Source organism: Pseudomonas sp. NPDC089758 (genome assembly GCF_044748705.1).
Classification (GTDB): domain Bacteria; phylum Pseudomonadota; class Gammaproteobacteria; order Pseudomonadales; family Pseudomonadaceae; genus Aquipseudomonas; species Aquipseudomonas putida_X.
Map to the genome: position 1 here is coordinate 78,597 of NZ_JBIVGN010000021.1, position 18,003 is coordinate 96,599.

Below are 18,003 nucleotides of genomic sequence, written 5' to 3' on the forward strand. Positions count from 1 at the left end.
ACCATGCTGGTAACTGACGAGCAACAACAGATCGCCGATGCAGTACGCGCTTTTGCCCAGGAGCGGCTGAAACCCTTTGCCGGGCAGTGGGACCAGGAACACCGCTTCCCCAAGGAGGCCATCGAGGAGATGGCTGAGCTGGGCCTGTTCGGCATGCTGGTCCCGGAGCAATGGGGTGGCAGTGACACCGGTTACGTGGCCTACGCTATGGCCTTGGAAGAAATCGCCGCGGGTGATGGTGCCTGCTCGACCATCATGAGCGTGCACAACTCGGTAGGGTGTGTACCGATCCTGCGTTTTGGCAGCGAGCAGCAGAAGGCGCAGTTTCTTACCCCCCTGGCAACTGGCGCGATGCTGGGTGCCTTTGCCCTCACCGAGCCTCAGGCTGGCTCCGATGCGAGCAGTCTGAAGGCCCGTGCGCGCCTGGAGGGTGACCATTATGTGCTCAATGGCAGCAAGCAGTTCATCACCTCCGGGCAGAACGCCGGGGTGGTGATCGTGTTTGCCGTGACTGACCCAGAGGCCGGCAAGCGCGGGATCAGCGCTTTCATCGTGCCCACCGATTCACCGGGCTATCAGGTAGCGCGGGTCGAGGACAAGCTCGGCCAGCACGCCTCCGACACCTGCCAGATCGTCTTCGACAACGTGCACGTGCCGGTGGCCAACCGCCTGGGCGCTGAGGGCGAGGGCTACAAGATCGCTCTGGCCAACCTTGAAGGCGGGCGCATCGGTATTGCCTCGCAGGCCGTGGGCATGGCCCGTGCAGCGTTCGAAGTGGCGCGTGACTACGCCAAGGAGCGGCAAAGCTTCGGCAAGGCGCTGATCGAGCACCAGGCCGTGGCCTTCCGCCTGGCCGACATGGCGACGAAAATTGCCGTGGCGCGGCAGATGGTGCTGCACGCCGCCGCGCTACGTGATGCCGGGCGCCCGGCGCTGGTGGAAGCGTCGATGGCCAAGCTGTTTGCCTCGGAAATGGCCGAAAAGGTCTGTTCGGATGCCTTGCAGACCCTGGGCGGTTATGGCTATCTGAGTGACTTCCCGCTGGAGCGGATCTACCGCGATGTGCGGGTTTGCCAGATCTACGAAGGCACCAGCGACATTCAGCGCATGGTCATTGCGCGCAATCTTTGAAGGAGCAGTCTGCATGGCATTTGAAACCATCCTGTTGGATATTCACGGTAAAGTCGGCCTGATTACCCTTAACCGGCCCCAGGCGCTCAATGCGCTCAACGCGCAGATCGTCAGTGAGATCAACCAGGCCCTGGACCAGCTCGAGCGTGACCCGAATATCGGCTGCGTGGTGCTGACCGGATCGGCCAAAGCCTTTGCCGCCGGGGCCGATATCAAGGAAATGGCCGAGCTCAAATACCCGCAGATCTACGTCGATGACCTGTTCAGCGATGCCGACCGCATTGCCAACCGCCGCAAGCCGATTATCGCTGCGGTGTCGGGTTTTGCGTTGGGCGGTGGTTGTGAGCTGGCGATGATGTGCGACTTCATCCTGGCTGGCGACAATGCAAAGTTCGGGCAGCCGGAAATCAACCTGGGCGTACTGCCGGGCATGGGCGGTACCCAGCGCCTGACCCGTGCCGTGGGCAAGGCCAAGGCCATGGAGCTGTGCCTGACGGGGCGCCTGATGGGGGCTGAGGAGGCGGAGCGGGCAGGCTTGGTTGCGCGCGTGGTGCCACAGGCCGAATTGGTGGAGGAGGCATTGAAGGTGGCTGCAACCATTGCTGGCAAGTCGATACCGGTGAGCATGATGGTCAAGGAAAGCGTCAACCGGGCCTTTGAAGTCACGCTGAGCGAAGGTGTGCGTTTCGAGCGCCGTGTGTTTCATGCCGCATTTGCCACTGAAGACCAGAAGGAAGGGATGGCGGCGTTCATTGCCAAGCGTGAGGCTCAGTTCAAGGACTGCTGAGCTGCACCAGCAGGGGCAGCGAAACTGCCCCTGCTGATGATCAGGCCTGATGGTTGAAGAAGTACCGCTTTGCCGCAGCCAGGTCGATCGGGCTGCGATGCACTTCGGTCTCATGCCCGCCAGCGTTCTCTGTTCCACCGCCTGCGTTGTCAGCGTTGCCGACAGGTCTTCGATTGCCTTGATGTTCAGTGCCGCATCGGCATCGCGGACGCACTCGTCCGTCTGGTTGGCACGGGTCAAGCGCAGTTCGATGGCTGCGCGGTGGTGGTCAAGGCCTTCGCGGTGCAGCAGTAGTATCTTTTCGATCTCCATGGGCAGATAAGTGTTGGCCTTGGTGCCTTGCATCAGGGCCAGGCTGCTTCTTGCTGTCTGGAGGCGGGGGCCATGAAACCGCCCGGGTTATCTGCCTTGGCTTTAAAGATGTACTGCCAGTGACATCGTCCGTACGGCAAGTTGCTGCCGTCAGGCGTAAACCATGTCATTTCGGTCAATTACCCCGTGATTGGTGTTGCCCCTCGCGACGTGGGGCCTTAGACTGCCGCCCCCTGCAAAAGAGTGCCGATTGGCGCTTGAAGAATTCCGTTGCCAATGCCGAGGCGTTGGCGACACCCGAATCGCCCAAATGCACATTTTTTCATAGAGAAATCGATGACCAAGGAACAGTTGCTGGCCATGTCGGCCGATGACTACATGAACGCTGATCAGCTGGCCTTCTTCACTGGCCTGCTGCAGGCGATGAAAGTAGAAACCCATGAACGCATCGAGCTGAGCCGTGCCACCATCGAAAGCCTGGATACCCCGTCGGATCCTGCCGACGTGGCCTCGGTCGAAGAAGAGCGTCACTGGTTGGTAAATGCCATCGAACGTGATCAGCGTTTGCTGCCGCAGCTGGAAATGGCCTTGGGCCGTATCGCTGACGAAAGCTTCGGCTGGTGCGATGACAGTGGTGAACCGATCGGCCTGCAGCGTCTGCTGATCAGCCCGACCACCAAGTACTGCATCGAAGCCCAGGAGCGCCACGAGCAGCTCGATCGCCACCAGCGCCAGATCTGACCGAGCGGTGTGTGCCAAGGCCCCACGGAGCAATCCTTGGGGCTTTTTGCATTGGCTGGCGGGTGCGGGCTGGTTCGTTGCTGCTGACGCAATACTGCTATACCAATGTTGGCTTTTTTCGGCAGGGTGGCGGGCGTATGATGGCTATATAGTTAGGTTGCTAAGTAAATTCCGGAGGGGATGATGAATAGCCGAGTCGATATAGCCGTGATGATTGGCTCAGGTGTGCCCGCTGCCTTGCAGGTGTTGGGCCGCCGAGTATGCTGGGTGGTACTGGTGGACGGCGAACGTCGGGGCCCTGCGTTTGCGACACGTGATGAGGCGCGGGCGTGTCAGGTGGCCTGGCTGGAGCAGCTGGAGAAAGGCCGAGCCGCCTGACTGTGGTTCAGTTTTCGAGGCTGCGGGCCAGCTCGCAGGCATCATGGTGGCGACGCCGAAAGCCCTTTACTCTACCGGTAGCGCTTTCGGTGACGTGGAAGAACTCGATGCCGGCAGGTATCACGACGTAACGCGGTGTGAGGCGAGAATAAATGCGCTTTGCCTCTCGACGTGTTTCTGTGTTTTCGTGCATATTTCCTTCCCAGTAATGCGCTGATGGATTGCAGAGCCCGTTCTGCCGAAGGGCCTGGCGTTATCTATCGCATCTTTTCTGACGGAATAGTTGTAAGACATTACGCTTCCCGGTTGGGGAATGTGCCTAAACCCGTCCTTTGGGCGAAGTCTGGCAAGCAGGAGTAAAGATTCCTCCATGCTGTATAGCCAGAAGGCACAGACGTTATGCACATCGCTTCATTACTCTTTTCGCCTATCGAAATGAAAGGGCCGTGCCTCACCGATGGTGAGTGGGGGCGGATGTTACCGATTTGAGGATTACTTCATTGGCAGTCAGTACTCTGGATACCCACGCTTTGTTCGCCCTTGGCGATTTGCGCGGTAAGTTGGCCAAGCTGTTTCAGGGCCGTTTCGTTTATGTCACCGAGCAAAGTCCCGAAGGCTTGTATATGGCCGAAATCGACACCGAGAGTGCGTTGGTAGTCGATGACAAGCAGCGTTTGGAATTGAAGGTGGGGGATCACTTTCGTGCTGCCGTATTGCCCAGTCGTGAGGGCGGCAAGTTGGAAATGCGCTTTCGCGAGATCAAACTGAACGTCTATGGTGTCGGCGACTATGCCTTTGTCTCGGTGCCGCAAGGTGAAGGTATCGTGTTTCGTGAAGGCCAAGGCGTAATGCTGGTGTTCGCGGCTCAACAGCAAGTCCAGGAGGGCTTGGGCAAGCTGCTCAAGGCCGTTACCGGTAAGGTCGCGAAATGGCGCAAGGGTGAATTGACCACGTTCAAGGCGAGTGAATGAACGAGGCGCAAGAGGCGGATGGCGGCCGTGCCGCGTTCCATCGACAACATCAGGCCATGGCCTTGGCACAGGCAGAACGTTTGCTGGCGCGACGCGATGAGATGAAGGGGGCCTGGTTGACCTGGGTGGCGGCCCAGCTCTATCAATTAGGCCCACCTCCCTACGTCGCGATGGTGCGGCGAGAGTTGCAGCGGATCACCCAGCAATGAGCCTGCCGCACATCAATTGCCACCCTCCTGGCTATTACTGACTTCTTCGGGTACCGCTTCCCCGGCCATGCGTTTGCGAAACAGCGCCGCCCTGGCCAGTAACAGGGTAGTGACCGGTACGGTGATCGACAGTAGAACAGGGATCAACCAGGCGTGCAGTACCGGGCCTTGCTTGAGCCATGAAAAGTAGATGATCGAAGCCAAGGCAACGCACCAGGCTCCGATGGTCGAGGCCAGGGCTGGCGGGTGCATGCGCTGGAAATAATCCTTGAGGCGCAGCAGGCCAATGGCCCCGATCAGCGCGAACAGGCTGCCGAGCAGCAGCAGGGCGGCGGTAATGAGCTCGAGCCAGAGCGGTAGTTCAAGAACCTCGGTCATTCTATTACCTCGCCACGCAGCAGGAACTTGGCTAAGGCAAACGAGCCGACAAAGCCGAACAGTGCAATCAATAGTGCACCTTCAAAGTAGGTATCGCTGGCATAGCGGATCCCCAGTACCAGCATCATGAGCATGCCCAGGATGTACAGGTAGTCCAGTGCCAGTACCCGGTCCTGGGCGGAGGGGCCGCGAAACAGCCGGATCAGCGTCAGGCCCATGGCCAGGGCAAAGATGAACAAGCTGGCGAGCACTGCGTAGGCTAGCAGGCCTGTCATTGGAAAATCTCCATCAGCGGTCGTTCGTAGGCGTGTTTGAAGTGCTCGATGAAGGCGTTTTCATCCTTGAGGTCGAACACGTGCAGCAGCAGGACGCTGCGGTCCAGTGCCAGCTCTGACCAGACGGTACCGGGCACCACGGTGGTGATCATCGACAGTGCTGCCAGGCCGTGGGCATCGCGCAGGTCCAGTGGGATATGGACAAAGGCTGAGCGAGGCGGGTGTTGCCCGGCGCGCAAAACGCTGAGGGCTACTTGCAGGTTGGACTGGATGACGTCGATACCCACCCGGCCCAGCAGTTTTACGACCATCAGCGGCCTACGTACGCGGGCGTGCTGGGGGCGCAGTGGCGCCATCAGCAGCGGCGCCAGAATGCCAAGCGCGGCGGCGAGCAGCAGGTTGCCCGGGCTTACCGAGAGGTTCAGCAGCAGCCACAGTACGAACAGCGCGACAGACAGCAGCGGTGCGGGGAAAAGTCGGCTCATGGCTGCACCTGTGCGTCGAGCGTGGTCGGGCCGGGTATCGGCTGCGCGGCCATCACGGCCTTGATGTAGGTGTCAGGGGCCTGCAGGCTGGCAGCCGTGTCCTGGGTGTATCGTAGCAGCGGCTCGGCCCGGAAACTGAGCATGATGCACAGGCCCAGCAAAATGACGATCGGCAGGCATTCATAGTGCCGCAGTACTGGAGAGGGGCGCTCTTCAGGCTTCCAGAAACGCTGGATGCCCACGCGGCCGAAAGCGATCAGCGAGGCCATGCCAGACAGGACGAGCAGGACTACCAGCGCCCAGCCGGCTGCAGACAGCGGGCGTTCGCTCGGCATTCCCAACCCCAGTGGGTTGAACAGCGCACTGATCAAGTTGAGTTTGCCGACGAAGCCAGACAGCGGTGGCATGCCGATGATCAGCAACGCACAGGCAATGAAGCTCAGGCCCAGGAACGCCATGGTCCAGGGAATGATCTGGCCGATCACTGCCTTCTGCTCATCGTCGAGGTTGATCCCTTTGGGCGGGTGCAGTGATTCCAGTGGCGAGGGCATGCTGCCTTCTTCGTCTTCCAGCGGCGGCTCGTTGGCCGAGCGAGAGCGTTCCACCAGTTCGGCGAGCAGGAACAGGGCACACAGTGCCAACGTTGAGTTGACCAGATAGAACAGGGCCGCACCCGTCAGGGCCGGCTGGGCGAAGCCGATCGCGCCCAGCAGGGTGCCTGCCGAAACCAGTATGCTCAGTGCCGCCATGCGCTCCAGTCGCTGTGCGGCAAGTATCGATACGGCTGCGATGGCAAGGGTGACCAAGCCCCCGTAGATCAGCCATTGCCCACCGAAATGCGCCGATGCACCGGCCTGGCCCGAGAACAACAGGGACCAGAGCCGCAATACAGCGTACAAGCCGACCTTGGTCATGATGGCGAACAATGCGGCGACGGGTGCGCTGGCCGAGGCATACGCCGGTACCAGCCAGAAATTCAGCGGCCAGATGCCGGCCTTCGCCAGGAAGGCTACGGCCAGGATTGCCGCGCCCGCGTGCAGCAAACCACGGTCGGCCTCGGGCACCAACGGTACTTTCAGCGCGAGGTCGGCCATGTTCAGGGTGCCGGTCACACCGTAAAGCATTGCGGCGCCAATCAGAAACAGCGAAGAGGCGAACAGGTTAATGGCGATGTAATGCAGGCCGGCGCGCACCCGCGCTCTTCCCGAACCGTGCAGCAGCAGGCCATACGAGGCCGCTAGCAGCACTTCGAAAAAGACGAACAGGTTGAACAGGTCGGCGGTCAGGAAGGCGCCATACAGGCCCATCAACTGGATCTGGAACAGTGCGTGGAAGCTGGCGCCGGCGCTGTCCCAGCGGGCGCGAGCGAACAGCAGGGCGCTGATACCGATGACCCCGGTCAACGTCAGCATCAGCGCCGAAAGGTGATCAACCACCAGCACGATGCCAAAAGGCGCGGGCCAGTTGCCCGGCAGATACACGCCAATCGATTCCGCCTGGCCCTGTACGCGCACCCACAACAGCAAGCTGACGGCGATGACCAGCCCGGTGAAGGTCGACAGCAGGTTGAGGCGCGCCTTGAGCAGGCGGTGCTTGTCGCCCAGTATCAGCATCACTGCGGCGGTCAGCAGCGGCAGCAGGATGGGGGCGATGATCAGTCGGCTCATCTCGCTCATTCTTCACGCTCCCGGCCATCCACATGGTCGGTACCGGTCAGGCCGCGAGAGGCCAGCAGCACCACCAGGAACAGGGCGGTCATGGCAAAGCTGATGACGATGGCCGTCAGAACCAGTGCCTGGGGCAGCGGGTCGGTGTAGTGCAGCAGGTCCTGGGTCACGCCTTCCTTGATGATCGGCTCCTTGCCGATGAACAGGCTGCCCATGCTGAAGATGAACAGGTTGACGCCGTACGATAGCAGGCACAGGCCCATGATCACCTGGTAGGTCCGAGGGCGCAGGATAAGCCACACGCCCGATGCGGCCAGTACGCCGATGGCGACTGCAATGACTTCTTCCATCAGGCGGCTCCTGCTTGGCTGGGTTTCGACGGATTACCCGGGCGGTAGGCTCGCACCGACTGGTGGGCCAGGGCAGTGAGGATCAGCAGGGTCGAACCGACCACCACGGTGTACACGCCGACGTCGAAGAACAGCGCGCTGGCCACGTGCACATCGCCGAGCACTGGCAGGTGCAGGTGGGCGGTATGGGTGGTCAGGAACGGGTAGCCCAGCAGCATGGCGCCGCCCCCGGTCAGGGTCGCACAGAGTAGCCCGGTGCCCATCCAGCGCAGTGGGCGCAGGCTCATCTGGGCTTCGACCCATTGGGTGCCTGCGACCATGTACTGGAGGATGAATGCCACCGACATCACCAGGCCCGCGACAAAGCCGCCGCCAGGCTGGTTGTGGCCGCGCATGAACAGGTACATCGAGATCAGCAGGGCGATCGGCAGCAGCAGCCGTACCAGCACTGCAGGCACCATCATGAAGCCCAAAGCTGTGTCGGTGGCATGGCGCGGGTTGATCAGGTCGGTGACCACGTCAGGTGCAAGCTGGCGCTGCTGAGCTGGCAACTGCATGCTCTCCTTGGGTGGGCGGAAGCGGCGCAGCAGGGCGAATACGGTCAGGGCGACGGCCACCAGCACGGTGATCTCGCCCAGTGTGTCGAAGCCGCGGAAGTCAACCAGCATCACGTTGACCACATTGGTACCGCCACCTTGTGGCAAGGCCCGGCTCAGATAGAACGAAGAAATGTCGTTCGGCGTGGGTCGTGTCAGCATGGCGTAGGACAGCAGCGCCATGCCACCGCCGACCAGGATCGCCAGCAGCAGGTCGCGCAGGCGGCGCATGCGGGCGCGGTCGAGGCTCCCGGGCAGCGGCGAGACACCTTCGATACGCCGCGGCAACCAGCGCAGGCCAAGCAGGATCAGTACCGTGGTGACCACCTCGACGACCAGTTGGGTCAGTGCCAGGTCAGGTGCGGAGAACCAGACGAAGGTGATGCAGGTCATGAGGCCGCAGACGCCGACCATGATCAAGGCCGCCAAGCGGTGATACTTGGCTTGGTAGGCAGCGCCGATGGCGCATGCGATAGCGATCACCCAGAGGGCGACGAACACACCTGACCCCGGGATTTTCGGGCGGTCACCCCAACTCAGGCCGCTGTACAGCATGGGTGTGAGCCCCGCGAGGAAGGCGGCGAGCACCAGCATGAACAGCTGCGCTTGCAGGCGGCGAGTGGTCAGCAGCCCCTCGATGCGCCTGGCGAGTAACATCAGGTGCACCTGGCCGTGCTCGAACAGGCGCTTGCCATTGAACCGCTCGATCAGGGGTGGATACGGGAAGCGCCCTCGGCGCAACTGCTTGCGCAACAGCAGGTACAGCACGATACCGCCGCTCATGGCCACCAGGCTCATGATCAGCGGGGCATTCCAGCCGTGCCAGATGGCCAGGCTGTACTCGGGCAGCGTACCACCCACCACCGGAAGGGCTGCAGCGGCCAGCAAGGGGCCGACCGACTGGGCAGGGAAAATGCCCACCACCAGGCAGGTGAGAACCAGCAGTTCGACGGGTGCGCGCATCCAGCGAGGCGGTTCGTGAGGTGTGTGAGGCAGGTCTTGGGCGGCAGGGCCAAAGAATACGTCGACGGTGAAGCGCAAGGCGTAGGCCACGCTGAAGGTGCCGGCCAGGGTCGCTATCACTGGCAGCGTGGCCTCGACCCAGGCCGTGGAGCTGATGAACACAGTTTCGGCGAAGAACATTTCCTTGGACAGGAAGCCGTTCATCAATGGCACGCCGGCCATCGAGGCGCTGGCCACCATCGCCAGGGTCGCGGTGTACGGCACCAGCCGGATCAGCCCGCTGAGGCGGCGGATGTCACGGGTACCGCTTTCGTGGTCGATGATGCCGGCGGCCATGAACAGCGAAGCCTTGAACGTGGCATGGTTGAGTATGTGAAACACGGCGGCCACTGCCGCGAGCGGGCTGTTCAAGCCCAACAGCAGCGTGATCAGGCCCAGGTGGCTGATGGTCGAATACGCCAGCAGGCCCTTGAGATCATTCTGAAACATCGCTGCGAAAGCACCCAGCAGCAAGGTTATGGCCCCCGCGCCACCGACGATCCAGAACCACTCTTCGGTGCCCGAAAGCACCGGCCACAGCCGTGCCAGCAAGAACACCCCTGCCTTAACCATGGTCGCAGAGTGCAGATAAGCTGAAACCGGGGTGGGTGCGGCCATGGCATGAGGTAGCCAGAACTGGAAGGGGAACTGCGCGCTCTTGCTCAATGCGCCGACCAGGATCAGCGGCAGCAGCACTGGATACAGCGCGTGCTGGCGAATGGTCTCACCAGCAGCCAGCACTTTGTCCAGGTCATAGCTGCCCACCACATGGCCGAGCAACAAGGCGCCGACCAACAGGCACAGGCCCCCGGCACCGGTCACCATCAACGCCATATAAGCGCCGCGTCGGGCGTCGGCGCGGTGGTGCCAGTAGCCGATCAGCAGGAACGAGAACAGGCTGGTCAGCTCCCAGAAAAACACCAACTGGATCAGGTTGCCTGAGATTACCAGGCCGAGCATGGCGCCCATGAACGCCAGAAAGAAGGCAAAGAAGCGTGGTACCGGGTCCTGTGGCGACATGTAGTAGCGCGCATACAGCGACACCAGGGTGCCTATGCCCAGCACCAGCAGCGAGAACAGCCAGGCGAAGCCATCCATGCGCAGGACCAGGTTCAGGCCCAGGCTTGGCAACCAGAGGAACTCCTCGCGGATCACACCGCCGTGGGCAACCTGGGGGTATAGCAGTGCTACCTGAACGGTACCGACCAGGGCCACCAGCCCAGCCAGGATGGATTCGGCGTTACGTGCGTTGTGCGGCAGCACAGCTGCCAGGCAACTGCCCACGAACGGCAGAAGCAGTAGCACTATCAAGGACATAGCGTTCTATTCTGGAAAGGTTTGTCAAGGATCATACGTGCCGAGCGGTTGATCACCAACACGCAAGCTGTCGCAGAATCATACAAACAAGGTGTGACAGGCGGTTTTTTTATAACAGTTTCTTACAGAGCATAGCTGTTGTTCGCTGTTTTACAGGCCGCCTTCGCGTTCGCCCTCCAGCTCGAGCGCTTCGCTGGCTGGGCGGTGGCGTCGAACTTTGAGTTCGCTCACCACCACGGCGATGACGATCAGCAGCCCGCCCAGCAAGGCAACCCCGGGCAGGCGCTCGCCGGCGAGGCGGCCGACGATCCCGGCCCACACCGGCTCGCCGGCGTAGATCAGGGTGGCGCGGGTAGGCGATACTGATTTTTGCGCCCAGTTCATCGCCACCTGGATCACGGCACTCATGGCGCCCAGGCCCAGTGCGCTGAGCAGCAACAGCCAGGAAAAGTCGGGGATGGGCTCCTGCGTCGGTACGATCATCAGGAACGAGAGCAGCGAGGCGGTGGCCAGTTGCACAACGGTGACGCGGCGCACATCGACCTGTCCGGCATACCGGCTGATCAGAATGATCTCGGCGGCGATGGCCACGGCACTCACCAATGTCACCACTTCACCCTCGCTGAAATGCAGGGACCCGCCCTCGGGGCCAGCGAGCAGCATCAGGCCGAGGAACGCCAGGCAGATACCCAGGCTTGGCATCAGCCCTGGACGGCGGCCAAGCACTAGCCATTGCACCAGCGGTACGAAGGGAACATACAGTGCAGTAATAAAGGCCGACTGGCTGCTGCTGATGGTCTGCAGGCCCATGGTTTGCAAACCATAACCCAGCATGATGGTCGCCCCGATCAGCACGCCAGCCTTTATTTCGGTGAATGTCAGCCCAGGCAGCGCGCGTACCGAGACGAGCCCCACGAACAAGGCCGCTGCAGCAAACCTCAGGCCGACGAAGAACATCGGGCCACTCACGGTCATGACGTTGTGCACCAGCAAGAAGGTGCCGCCCCACAGCATGGTGATGAACACCAGTACCACCTCAGCTTTGCTCAGGCGCAAGGAGACGGTGGTTTGCTGAGGGATGATCGGTTGGCTCATGGTCTTGCTTACTCTGAAGGGGCAGCGCACAATCGCCGCAAAGTGGGCAGTATACTGCGCAACCGGTTAAAGTGAGCAATATAGTGCACAGAGATTCCGCGCACCGTGCTTCGGTGCTGCAGCATGTGAGCCTCAACGTTCGTGGCCTGCGCAATGCAGCGGGGATGAGCCAGAGTGCCTTGGCCGAACGCTCAGGTGTCAGCCGGCGCATGCTGGTGGCGATCGAGGCCGGTGAAAAGAATGTCAGCCTGACTACGCTCGACCTGATAGCCGAAGCGTTGGGGGTCGCCTTCAGTCGGCTGATCCAGGCGCCCGACCAGCGCGATACCAGCCGCATCGACGAGCTGGCCTGGGCCGGTGAGCATCCCCAGAGCAAAGCGGTGCTCCTGGCCAGCAGCGCCGCGCGGCGAGAGGTGGAGATCTGGGAGTGGACTCTGGCACCCGGTGAGTGCTACACCAGCGAGGCCGATGCCGAGGGCTGGAGCGAACAGATTTACGTGGCCGAAGGGCAACTGACCCTGATCATTGAGCAGACCGAACACTGCCTGCACGTGGGGCAGTTTCATGTGTTTCCCAGTAACTGCCTCTATGCCTACCGCAACGATGGTGACGTGCCGACGCGTTTCGTACGCAATGTGGTGATTTGAACGGTCAGTTTTTCACAAGGCCATCCTCAGGCATACCAGGGGGCGTAGTGGGGATAACGGTCCAGGCGTGCACCCGTCACCATCTCGCTGACCCACGAAGCGAGGATCGAGCTGTAGGCTTTTTGGCTTTCTTCACTCGATAGTGCGTGGTCGGCACCATCGACTATGCGGTGGGTCAGTGAATGGGCGCTGATGAAGGCAGAGCGATAGCTCATCAGCGTGGTGTGCGGCACATAGTCATCCTGTTCAGATTCCACCAGCAGCACGTCACCCGCGAACTGTGCGCAAGCGGCCAGTGCACGATTGTCACTGGGGCCAAGCAGGCGTTGGCGGTAGGCATTCAGGCGTTGACGGTCCAGCGTTTGTTTGGGCGTGTCCCATTCCTCGTCCCAGTACAATGCCGGTACGCGTAGGGCCAGCCATTTCACTGGCCGTTGCAGTGTCAGCAGGGTGGCCAGATAACCACCGTAGCTGCTGCCAATGACGGCTATGGCGCTGCTGTCCACGGCGGGATGGCTGACCAGGCGATCGTAAGCTGCCAGCAGGTCTTTGAGATTCTGTTCGCGGGTTACGGTGAGGCGCTGGCTTTCGGTTTTTTCGTGACCGCGCAGGTCAAAGGTCATGCAGACACAACCCAAGCCGGTGATATGCCGGGCCCGAGCAAGGTCGCGTTGCTGGCTGCCGCCCCAACCATGTACGAAAAGGATGCCGGGCATTTTGCTGCCGGGGCTGACCAGAGTGCCGCTAATGCTTTCATCCTCGACCTGCAGCTCGATGGTTTCACTCTGAATGGCCATGCTCGCGAATCCTCGCGTATTTGCAGAATTGTCCGAGTTCACTGTCGTTTCCTTGATAGAAGAGGGTGGCGTCAGTGGGAAGGTTGGGCGTGCCGAATATTTCGTGGGTGGAGGCACGCACCCGTTGCAGTGCCGGGTCATCGGCAAAGGCTTGTAGGGCCAGTAGCTCTGCGCTGCTAGCGCCGCCCAGGCGCCAGGATTGTTCGAGCACGCCACTGCGCATATGGCCCTCATGGTTTTTGCCGCGGGCGATGTCGTAGTTGCGCCGGGAGGCGATGAAGCCTGGGAAGTGCTGCTCGGCTGCATGCTCATAGGTCAGGGCCTGGTTGACGGCAAGGCGCAGGTGGTCCTCCAGCGGCAGTTGCAACAAGGCATGGTAGTCGCCGCGCACCACCACCAGATCGGAACCTCCGTAAACCTCCGTGCCTTGATGGTCCAGGGTCAGTTGCTGGGTGCCGAAGTAGCTGCAGGTCAGGCCGGCGACACGCACTTGGCCGACGCTGAAGGTTTCGACCTCACTGAGGTCCTCCTCCAGCACAAGCCCCCACAGTGCCAGGTCCTGATCGTCGATGTTGGCCAGTAAAGGCTCCAGTTCATCCAGTTCAACGATCACCTGTTGGCCGCGCCCCGCGCGAGCCAGCACGGGTTTGAGCCGCACTGCGCGATCACGCAGTAGTAGCTGCGCGGCTCGTCGGGCATCGGCTTTGCTGAATACGGTGTAACCGCACAGCAGCGCATCGCTGGCCTGGCGGCCGAAGTCGTCAGTCCAGCCTATGGGGAAGGTGGCATTGGCAGGCAAAGGATGGGAGATCGCCTTGGTTGCCATATAAGGGTGGCTGACCAAGCCACCGAACAGGTCATGTTCAGTGTGGATGCCCAGGTGGGCATAGCGTTGCGGGTCGATGAGGGTTTCTGTGGGGAGGTAGTAATAGTGGTCGGCCGCTTTGGGGGGCTTGTCAGGGGTCACTCGCGTGCATCCGAGAAGCTCGGCCAGGCCCTCAGCCAGCTTCAGGTGCACTGCGTGTTCGTGCTCTGGAGTGTGCTCGCGAGTATCGAGGAGGACGACCCCCGCTTTTGATTCGCAGGTGCTGGGCATGGGCATCAGCCTGTCTGCAATGAATGTACTGCTTGTGAAGCCCGGGGTTTGGGGAAGTTCATGTGGAAGCGATCGGTGGTTCGTGAAGGCTCCTACTGCTTTCATTCTTGCGCGCGCAGGGTTGGCTTGCAGGCCGGGAGTCGGTCGTCGAGATTGCAGGGTGAGGTTGGCTGTTCCATTATCTTGCCTTTGGATCAATCGAGATACCGCAGGAGTGCGAATGAACGTTCAAACCACCCGTGAGCAGAGTGTGCCCGAGCGCCTGATGCGCGTGCGCGAGGTAATGGCCAGGGATGGGATTGATGCCCTGCTGGTGCCCTCTGCCGACCCCCACCTTTCTGAGTACCTACCGGGCTACTGGCAGGGGCGGCGGTGGCTGTCGGGCTTCGATGGCTCGGTGGGTACGTTGGTTGTCACTGCGGATTTCGCCGGCGTGTGGGCCGATAGCCGTTACTGGGAACAAGCCCTCAAGGAGCTGGCAGGTAGCGGCATCGAACTCATGAAGCTGCTGCCGGGTAAGCCGGGTGCATTGGAGTGGCTGGGCGACAATGTCCGGGCCGAAGGCGCAGTGGCCGTGGACGGGGCGGTCATGGCCCTGGCGTCTGCGCGTCAGCTCGAGGAGCGTCTCAAGGGCAGGGACATTCGCTTGGTAACCCATCAGGATTTGCTGGCCGAAGTTTGGGAAGGGCGCCCTGGGCTGCCAGGTAACCCGGTGTATCAGCACCTGCCGCCTCACGCCACTGTCAGTCGGTCGCAAAAACTTGCCCAGTTGCGCCGCACCATGGAAGAGAAGGGCGCAGACTGGCACTTCATCGCGACCCTGGATGACATCGCCTGGTTGTTCAATTTGCGTGGTAGTGATGTCTCCTACAACCCGGTATTCGTTTCCTTCGCATTGATCAGCCAACAGCAGGCCACTTTGTTCGTCGGTGCTGGAAAGGTTGATGAGCATTTGCGCCAAGTACTGGAAGCCGATGGTATCGAGGTGCGTGATTATTCGCAGGTTGGCGAGGCGCTGTCAGCGATACCTGCCGGCGGCCGGCTTTTGGTCGACCCTGCGCGCGTGACGTGTGGCCTGCTCAAGAACCTGGGCCCGCAGGTGTCGCTGATTGAGGGGTTGAACCCGACGACGTTGAGCAAATCACGCAAGGGTGAAGAGGAACTGGTGCACATCCGCCGCGTCATGGAGCAGGATGGCGCAGCTTTGTGCGAGTTCTTCGCTTGGTTTGAAGCGAGTCAGGGAAAGGAGGTCATCACCGAACTGACCATCGATGAGAAATTGAGTGCTGCCCGTGCACGGCGCCCCGATTTTGTCTCGCTGAGCTTCTCTACCATTGCTGCCTTCAACGCCAATGGTGCAATGCCCCATTACCGTGCCACGGAGCAGTCTCACGCGGTCATTGAAGGTAACGGTTTGCTGCTGATCGACTCGGGAGGACAGTATCTGGGTGGTACCACCGACATCACGCGGATGGTGCCGGTCGGCACGCCAAGCATTGAGCAGAAACAGGATTGCACCCGGGTGCTCAAGGGCATGATCGCTCTGTCACGCGCCACGTTCCCGCGCGGAATTCTGTCGCCACTGCTCGATGCGATCGCAAGGGCACCGATTTGGGCGGATCAGGTCGACTATGGCCATGGCACTGGCCACGGTGTCGGCTATTTCATGAATGTGCATGAAGGGCCGCAGGTCATTGCGTATCAGGCTGCAACCACACCGCAGACCGCCATGCAGGAGGGGATGATCAGCTCCATCGAGCCTGGGACCTATCGCCCTGGGGCTTGGGGTGTGCGCATCGAGAACCTGGTGGTCAACCGTGCATCGGGCCAAAGCGCGTTCGGGGATTTCCTCAATTTCGAGACCCTGACGTTATGCCCTATCGATACGCGTTGCCTGCTCACCGAGTCCCTCACCCAGGATGAACTTGCTTGGCTCAACGGCTACCACGCGACGGTCCGCGAGCGCCTTGCTCCCCTGTTGTCAGGCGATGGGTTGGCTTGGCTTGAGGCGCGAACAGCGGCTTTGTAAGCAGCCGATTTGGGCAGTGAATAGAAGAAGGGCAGCTCACGAGCTGCCCTTTCTGTTCACTTGCAGATAACGATCATACTGCGGCTGGTATAACCGGCCGGGTTGATGCCGAAGAGGTAATCACCCGGCTCCTCGTCGGCGTCTCCAGAGCGGGCGATGACCTTGTAACCGCGTGTGCTGCAAGCCGTGGCGGCCTTGCTATAGCACTTGTCCCAGGACGAGGAGAGGCCAGAACAGTTGATATGCAGGCCCTTCTTGCCTTTTTTGACCTCGGTCTTGGCCGTCGCGGCACATCCGGCAATGGCCAAGACGGCCAGGATGAGCAAAATACGTTTCATTCCTGTCCTTAAATGCAGGGTTGATCAGTTGTCTGACCCTGTCGTTATCGCTTCGGTTCTTCCTGAATAGTCTTTGGCATCCGTGTACATGCAAGTAGATAGCGTAGAGATTATGGTTCTGTGACAGCTTAATCAGCAGGGCTGCTCGCTACAATGGTCAATTCCGGGCCAATGAAAATATTTCTCAACTAATCGGCCGCTACCGGGGGCTTGGCGTCGCGGCGCATGGACAGCGTGGCGCCCACTGACGCGGCAATGATGGCGAGAATGGCCAGCCACTGGGTCAAGCTCAGCAGCTCACCGAGGAACAATAAGCCGGAAAGGGCGCCAATGGCGGGTTCTATGCTCATCAGCGTGCCGAAAGTGCGTGCCGGCATGCGGGTCAGGGCGACCATTTCCAGGCTATAGGGGAGGGCAGTCGAGAGTATTGCAACGCCTAGGGCCAGCGGGATGAGGGCAGGAGTCAACAGTGCGGTGCCTGCATGAGCGATGCCGATCGGGGCAACGAATATCGCTGCGACCACTACACCCAGTGCTGCACTCTGAATCCCATGTTCTGCTCCGGCGCGTTGGCCAAACAGAATGTAGAGGGCCCAGCACACGCCGGCACCCAGTGCATAGACGGCGCCCGTGAGGTCGAGGGGCTGGCCGCCATGGCCGACCGGGATCAGCAGCAGCAGGCCGCTGACTGCCAGCGCAATCCACAGGAAATCAACGGCGCGCCGCGATGCGAAAAGCGCTACGGCCAATGGGCCGGTGAACTCCAGGGCTACAGCGATGCCCAGTGGTGTTGTCTGCAGTGCCATATAGAAGAGGAAATTCATCCCGCCCAAGGCCATGCCATAGATGATCACATTACGGAGTGTCTGTGTGGTCATCCGTACGCGCCAGGGGCGCAGAATCAGCAGCATGATGATGCTGGCGAATATCAGGCGCAGTGTTGTGGTGCCTTGTGCGCCAATGATGGGGAACATGCTTTTGGCCAGAGATGCACCGGACTGAATCGATGCCATGGCGATAAGCAGCAGGCCTATAGGAAAAAGCGTAGTGGCCAGGCTGCGGGGCTGGGTGTTCATTTGTGCTTGGCATTCCTTCAGATGAGGGCTAGGTGTGCAATATAGTGCGCAAATGCAAGGGGGCGGTGCAAGGTGCCCTTAAAAACACCTTATTTGGCAAAATGGGTGTGATTTGAAATAACTCCTTGACGCCTTCCCGAATCCCCTTATAATGCGCCCCACTTCCAGCGTGGTCGGAACGAGAAACTCCTTGAAATTCAATGAGTTGCTTAATCCAGGTAGTGCTGGAGGTGCTTCGGTCATCTGATCGATAGCGGTTGAAATGGTGGTTGACAGCGCTTCTAAACGCTGTATTATTCGCCTCCCGCTACGAGAGATCGAAGCGA

19 protein-coding genes are annotated in these 18,003 nt (G+C 60.7%); 8 read left to right on the forward strand and 11 right to left on the reverse strand.

Going from position 1 to position 18,003, the window contains the following annotated elements:
- Positions 1 to 3: 3 nt before the first annotated feature.
- The 6 genes from ACIPZH_RS23155 (at position 4) to ACIPZH_RS23180 (ending at position 4,529) form a co-directional block, all read left to right on the forward strand.
- On the forward strand, positions 4 to 1,131 hold the full coding sequence (locus ACIPZH_RS23155) for an acyl-CoA dehydrogenase (RefSeq protein ID WP_400637997.1): 1,128 nt from the start codon (positions 4 to 6) through the stop codon (positions 1,129 to 1,131).
- A 13-nt stretch (positions 1,132 to 1,144) separates the two neighbouring features.
- Complete coding sequence (locus tag ACIPZH_RS23160; protein ID WP_241806998.1) at positions 1,145 to 1,918, forward strand: enoyl-CoA hydratase; 774 nt, start codon at positions 1,145 to 1,147, stop codon at positions 1,916 to 1,918.
- Between the two features lie 648 nt (positions 1,919 to 2,566).
- Complete coding sequence (locus tag ACIPZH_RS23165; protein ID WP_012315289.1) at positions 2,567 to 2,971, forward strand: TraR/DksA C4-type zinc finger protein; 405 nt, start codon at positions 2,567 to 2,569, stop codon at positions 2,969 to 2,971.
- Positions 2,972 to 3,154: 183 nt separating this feature from the next.
- Positions 3,155 to 3,349 (forward strand): hypothetical protein, encoded by a 195-nt coding sequence (locus ACIPZH_RS23170; RefSeq protein ID WP_241806996.1) that lies wholly within the window; start codon positions 3,155 to 3,157, stop codon positions 3,347 to 3,349.
- Positions 3,350 to 3,849: 500 nt separating this feature from the next.
- Positions 3,850 to 4,320, forward strand: coding sequence for a hypothetical protein (locus tag ACIPZH_RS23175; RefSeq protein ID WP_241806995.1), 471 nt, complete (start codon positions 3,850 to 3,852; stop codon positions 4,318 to 4,320).
- Positions 4,317 to 4,529, forward strand: a complete 213-nt coding sequence (locus ACIPZH_RS23180) for a hypothetical protein (RefSeq protein WP_400637998.1) — start codon at positions 4,317 to 4,319, stop codon at positions 4,527 to 4,529. Before ACIPZH_RS23175 ends, ACIPZH_RS23180 begins: the two co-directional genes overlap by 4 nt.
- 12 nt (positions 4,530 to 4,541) lie before the next feature.
- Here ACIPZH_RS23180 and ACIPZH_RS23185 read toward each other — a convergent pair whose 3' ends face one another.
- From ACIPZH_RS23185 to ACIPZH_RS23215, 7 genes are all read right to left on the reverse strand, one after another.
- On the reverse strand, positions 4,542 to 4,907 hold the full coding sequence (locus ACIPZH_RS23185) for a Na+/H+ antiporter subunit G (RefSeq protein WP_241806993.1): 366 nt from the start codon (positions 4,905 to 4,907) through the stop codon (positions 4,542 to 4,544).
- On the reverse strand, positions 4,904 to 5,182 hold the full coding sequence (locus ACIPZH_RS23190; RefSeq protein ID WP_241806992.1) for a K+/H+ antiporter subunit F: 279 nt from the start codon (positions 5,180 to 5,182) through the stop codon (positions 4,904 to 4,906). The genes ACIPZH_RS23185 and ACIPZH_RS23190 overlap by 4 nt, the downstream gene beginning before the upstream one ends.
- Complete coding sequence (locus ACIPZH_RS23195) at positions 5,179 to 5,667, reverse strand: Na+/H+ antiporter subunit E (protein ID WP_400638000.1); 489 nt, start codon at positions 5,665 to 5,667, stop codon at positions 5,179 to 5,181. The genes ACIPZH_RS23190 and ACIPZH_RS23195 overlap by 4 nt, the downstream gene beginning before the upstream one ends.
- Positions 5,664 to 7,343 carry a monovalent cation/H+ antiporter subunit D gene (locus ACIPZH_RS23200; protein ID WP_400638001.1) on the reverse strand — a complete coding sequence of 560 codons (1,680 nt, stop codon included), beginning with the start codon at positions 7,341 to 7,343 and terminating at the stop codon, positions 5,664 to 5,666. The genes ACIPZH_RS23195 and ACIPZH_RS23200 overlap by 4 nt, the downstream gene beginning before the upstream one ends.
- Entirely contained in the window at positions 7,340 to 7,684 is a 345-nt protein-coding gene (locus tag ACIPZH_RS23205; protein ID WP_043213881.1) for a Na+/H+ antiporter subunit C, read from the reverse strand. Before ACIPZH_RS23205 ends, ACIPZH_RS23200 begins: the two co-directional genes overlap by 4 nt.
- Entirely contained in the window at positions 7,684 to 10,599 is a 2,916-nt protein-coding gene (locus tag ACIPZH_RS23210) for a monovalent cation/H+ antiporter subunit A (protein ID WP_241806989.1), read from the reverse strand. The genes ACIPZH_RS23205 and ACIPZH_RS23210 overlap by 1 nt, the downstream gene beginning before the upstream one ends.
- 150 nt (positions 10,600 to 10,749) lie before the next feature.
- Positions 10,750 to 11,694 carry a DMT family transporter gene (locus ACIPZH_RS23215; protein ID WP_400638002.1) on the reverse strand — a complete coding sequence of 315 codons (945 nt, stop codon included), beginning with the start codon at positions 11,692 to 11,694 and terminating at the stop codon, positions 10,750 to 10,752.
- An 83-nt stretch (positions 11,695 to 11,777) separates the two neighbouring features.
- Between ACIPZH_RS23215 and ACIPZH_RS23220 the strand changes: the two genes are divergently transcribed.
- Positions 11,778 to 12,341 carry a helix-turn-helix domain-containing protein gene (locus ACIPZH_RS23220; RefSeq protein ID WP_400638003.1) on the forward strand — a complete coding sequence of 188 codons (564 nt, stop codon included), beginning with the start codon at positions 11,778 to 11,780 and terminating at the stop codon, positions 12,339 to 12,341.
- Between the two features lie 26 nt (positions 12,342 to 12,367).
- On the opposite strand, the gene ACIPZH_RS23225 is transcribed toward ACIPZH_RS23220, so the two are convergent.
- The gene (locus ACIPZH_RS23225; protein ID WP_400628299.1) at positions 12,368 to 13,138 is read right to left on the reverse strand and encodes an alpha/beta hydrolase family protein; all 771 of its coding nucleotides are present in this window, start codon (positions 13,136 to 13,138) and stop codon (positions 12,368 to 12,370) included.
- Entirely contained in the window at positions 13,122 to 14,240 is a 1,119-nt protein-coding gene (locus ACIPZH_RS23230) for a DUF3182 family protein (RefSeq protein WP_400638004.1), read from the reverse strand. Before ACIPZH_RS23230 ends, ACIPZH_RS23225 begins: the two co-directional genes overlap by 17 nt.
- 214 nt (positions 14,241 to 14,454) lie before the next feature.
- Here ACIPZH_RS23230 and ACIPZH_RS23235 point away from each other — a divergent pair, with 214 nt between their 5' ends.
- Complete coding sequence (locus tag ACIPZH_RS23235) at positions 14,455 to 16,263, forward strand: aminopeptidase P family protein (RefSeq protein ID WP_400638008.1); 1,809 nt, start codon at positions 14,455 to 14,457, stop codon at positions 16,261 to 16,263.
- A gap of 56 nt (positions 16,264 to 16,319) precedes the next feature.
- Here the strand turns inward: ACIPZH_RS23235 and ACIPZH_RS23240 are convergent, their stop codons facing one another.
- Both ACIPZH_RS23240 and rhtA read right to left on the reverse strand, forming a co-directional pair.
- On the reverse strand, positions 16,320 to 16,601 hold the full coding sequence (locus ACIPZH_RS23240; RefSeq protein WP_400628295.1) for a hypothetical protein: 282 nt from the start codon (positions 16,599 to 16,601) through the stop codon (positions 16,320 to 16,322).
- A gap of 188 nt (positions 16,602 to 16,789) precedes the next feature.
- Complete coding sequence (rhtA, locus tag ACIPZH_RS23245; protein WP_400628293.1) at positions 16,790 to 17,677, reverse strand: threonine/homoserine exporter RhtA; 888 nt, start codon at positions 17,675 to 17,677, stop codon at positions 16,790 to 16,792.
- Positions 17,678 to 18,003 lie beyond the last annotated feature (326 nt).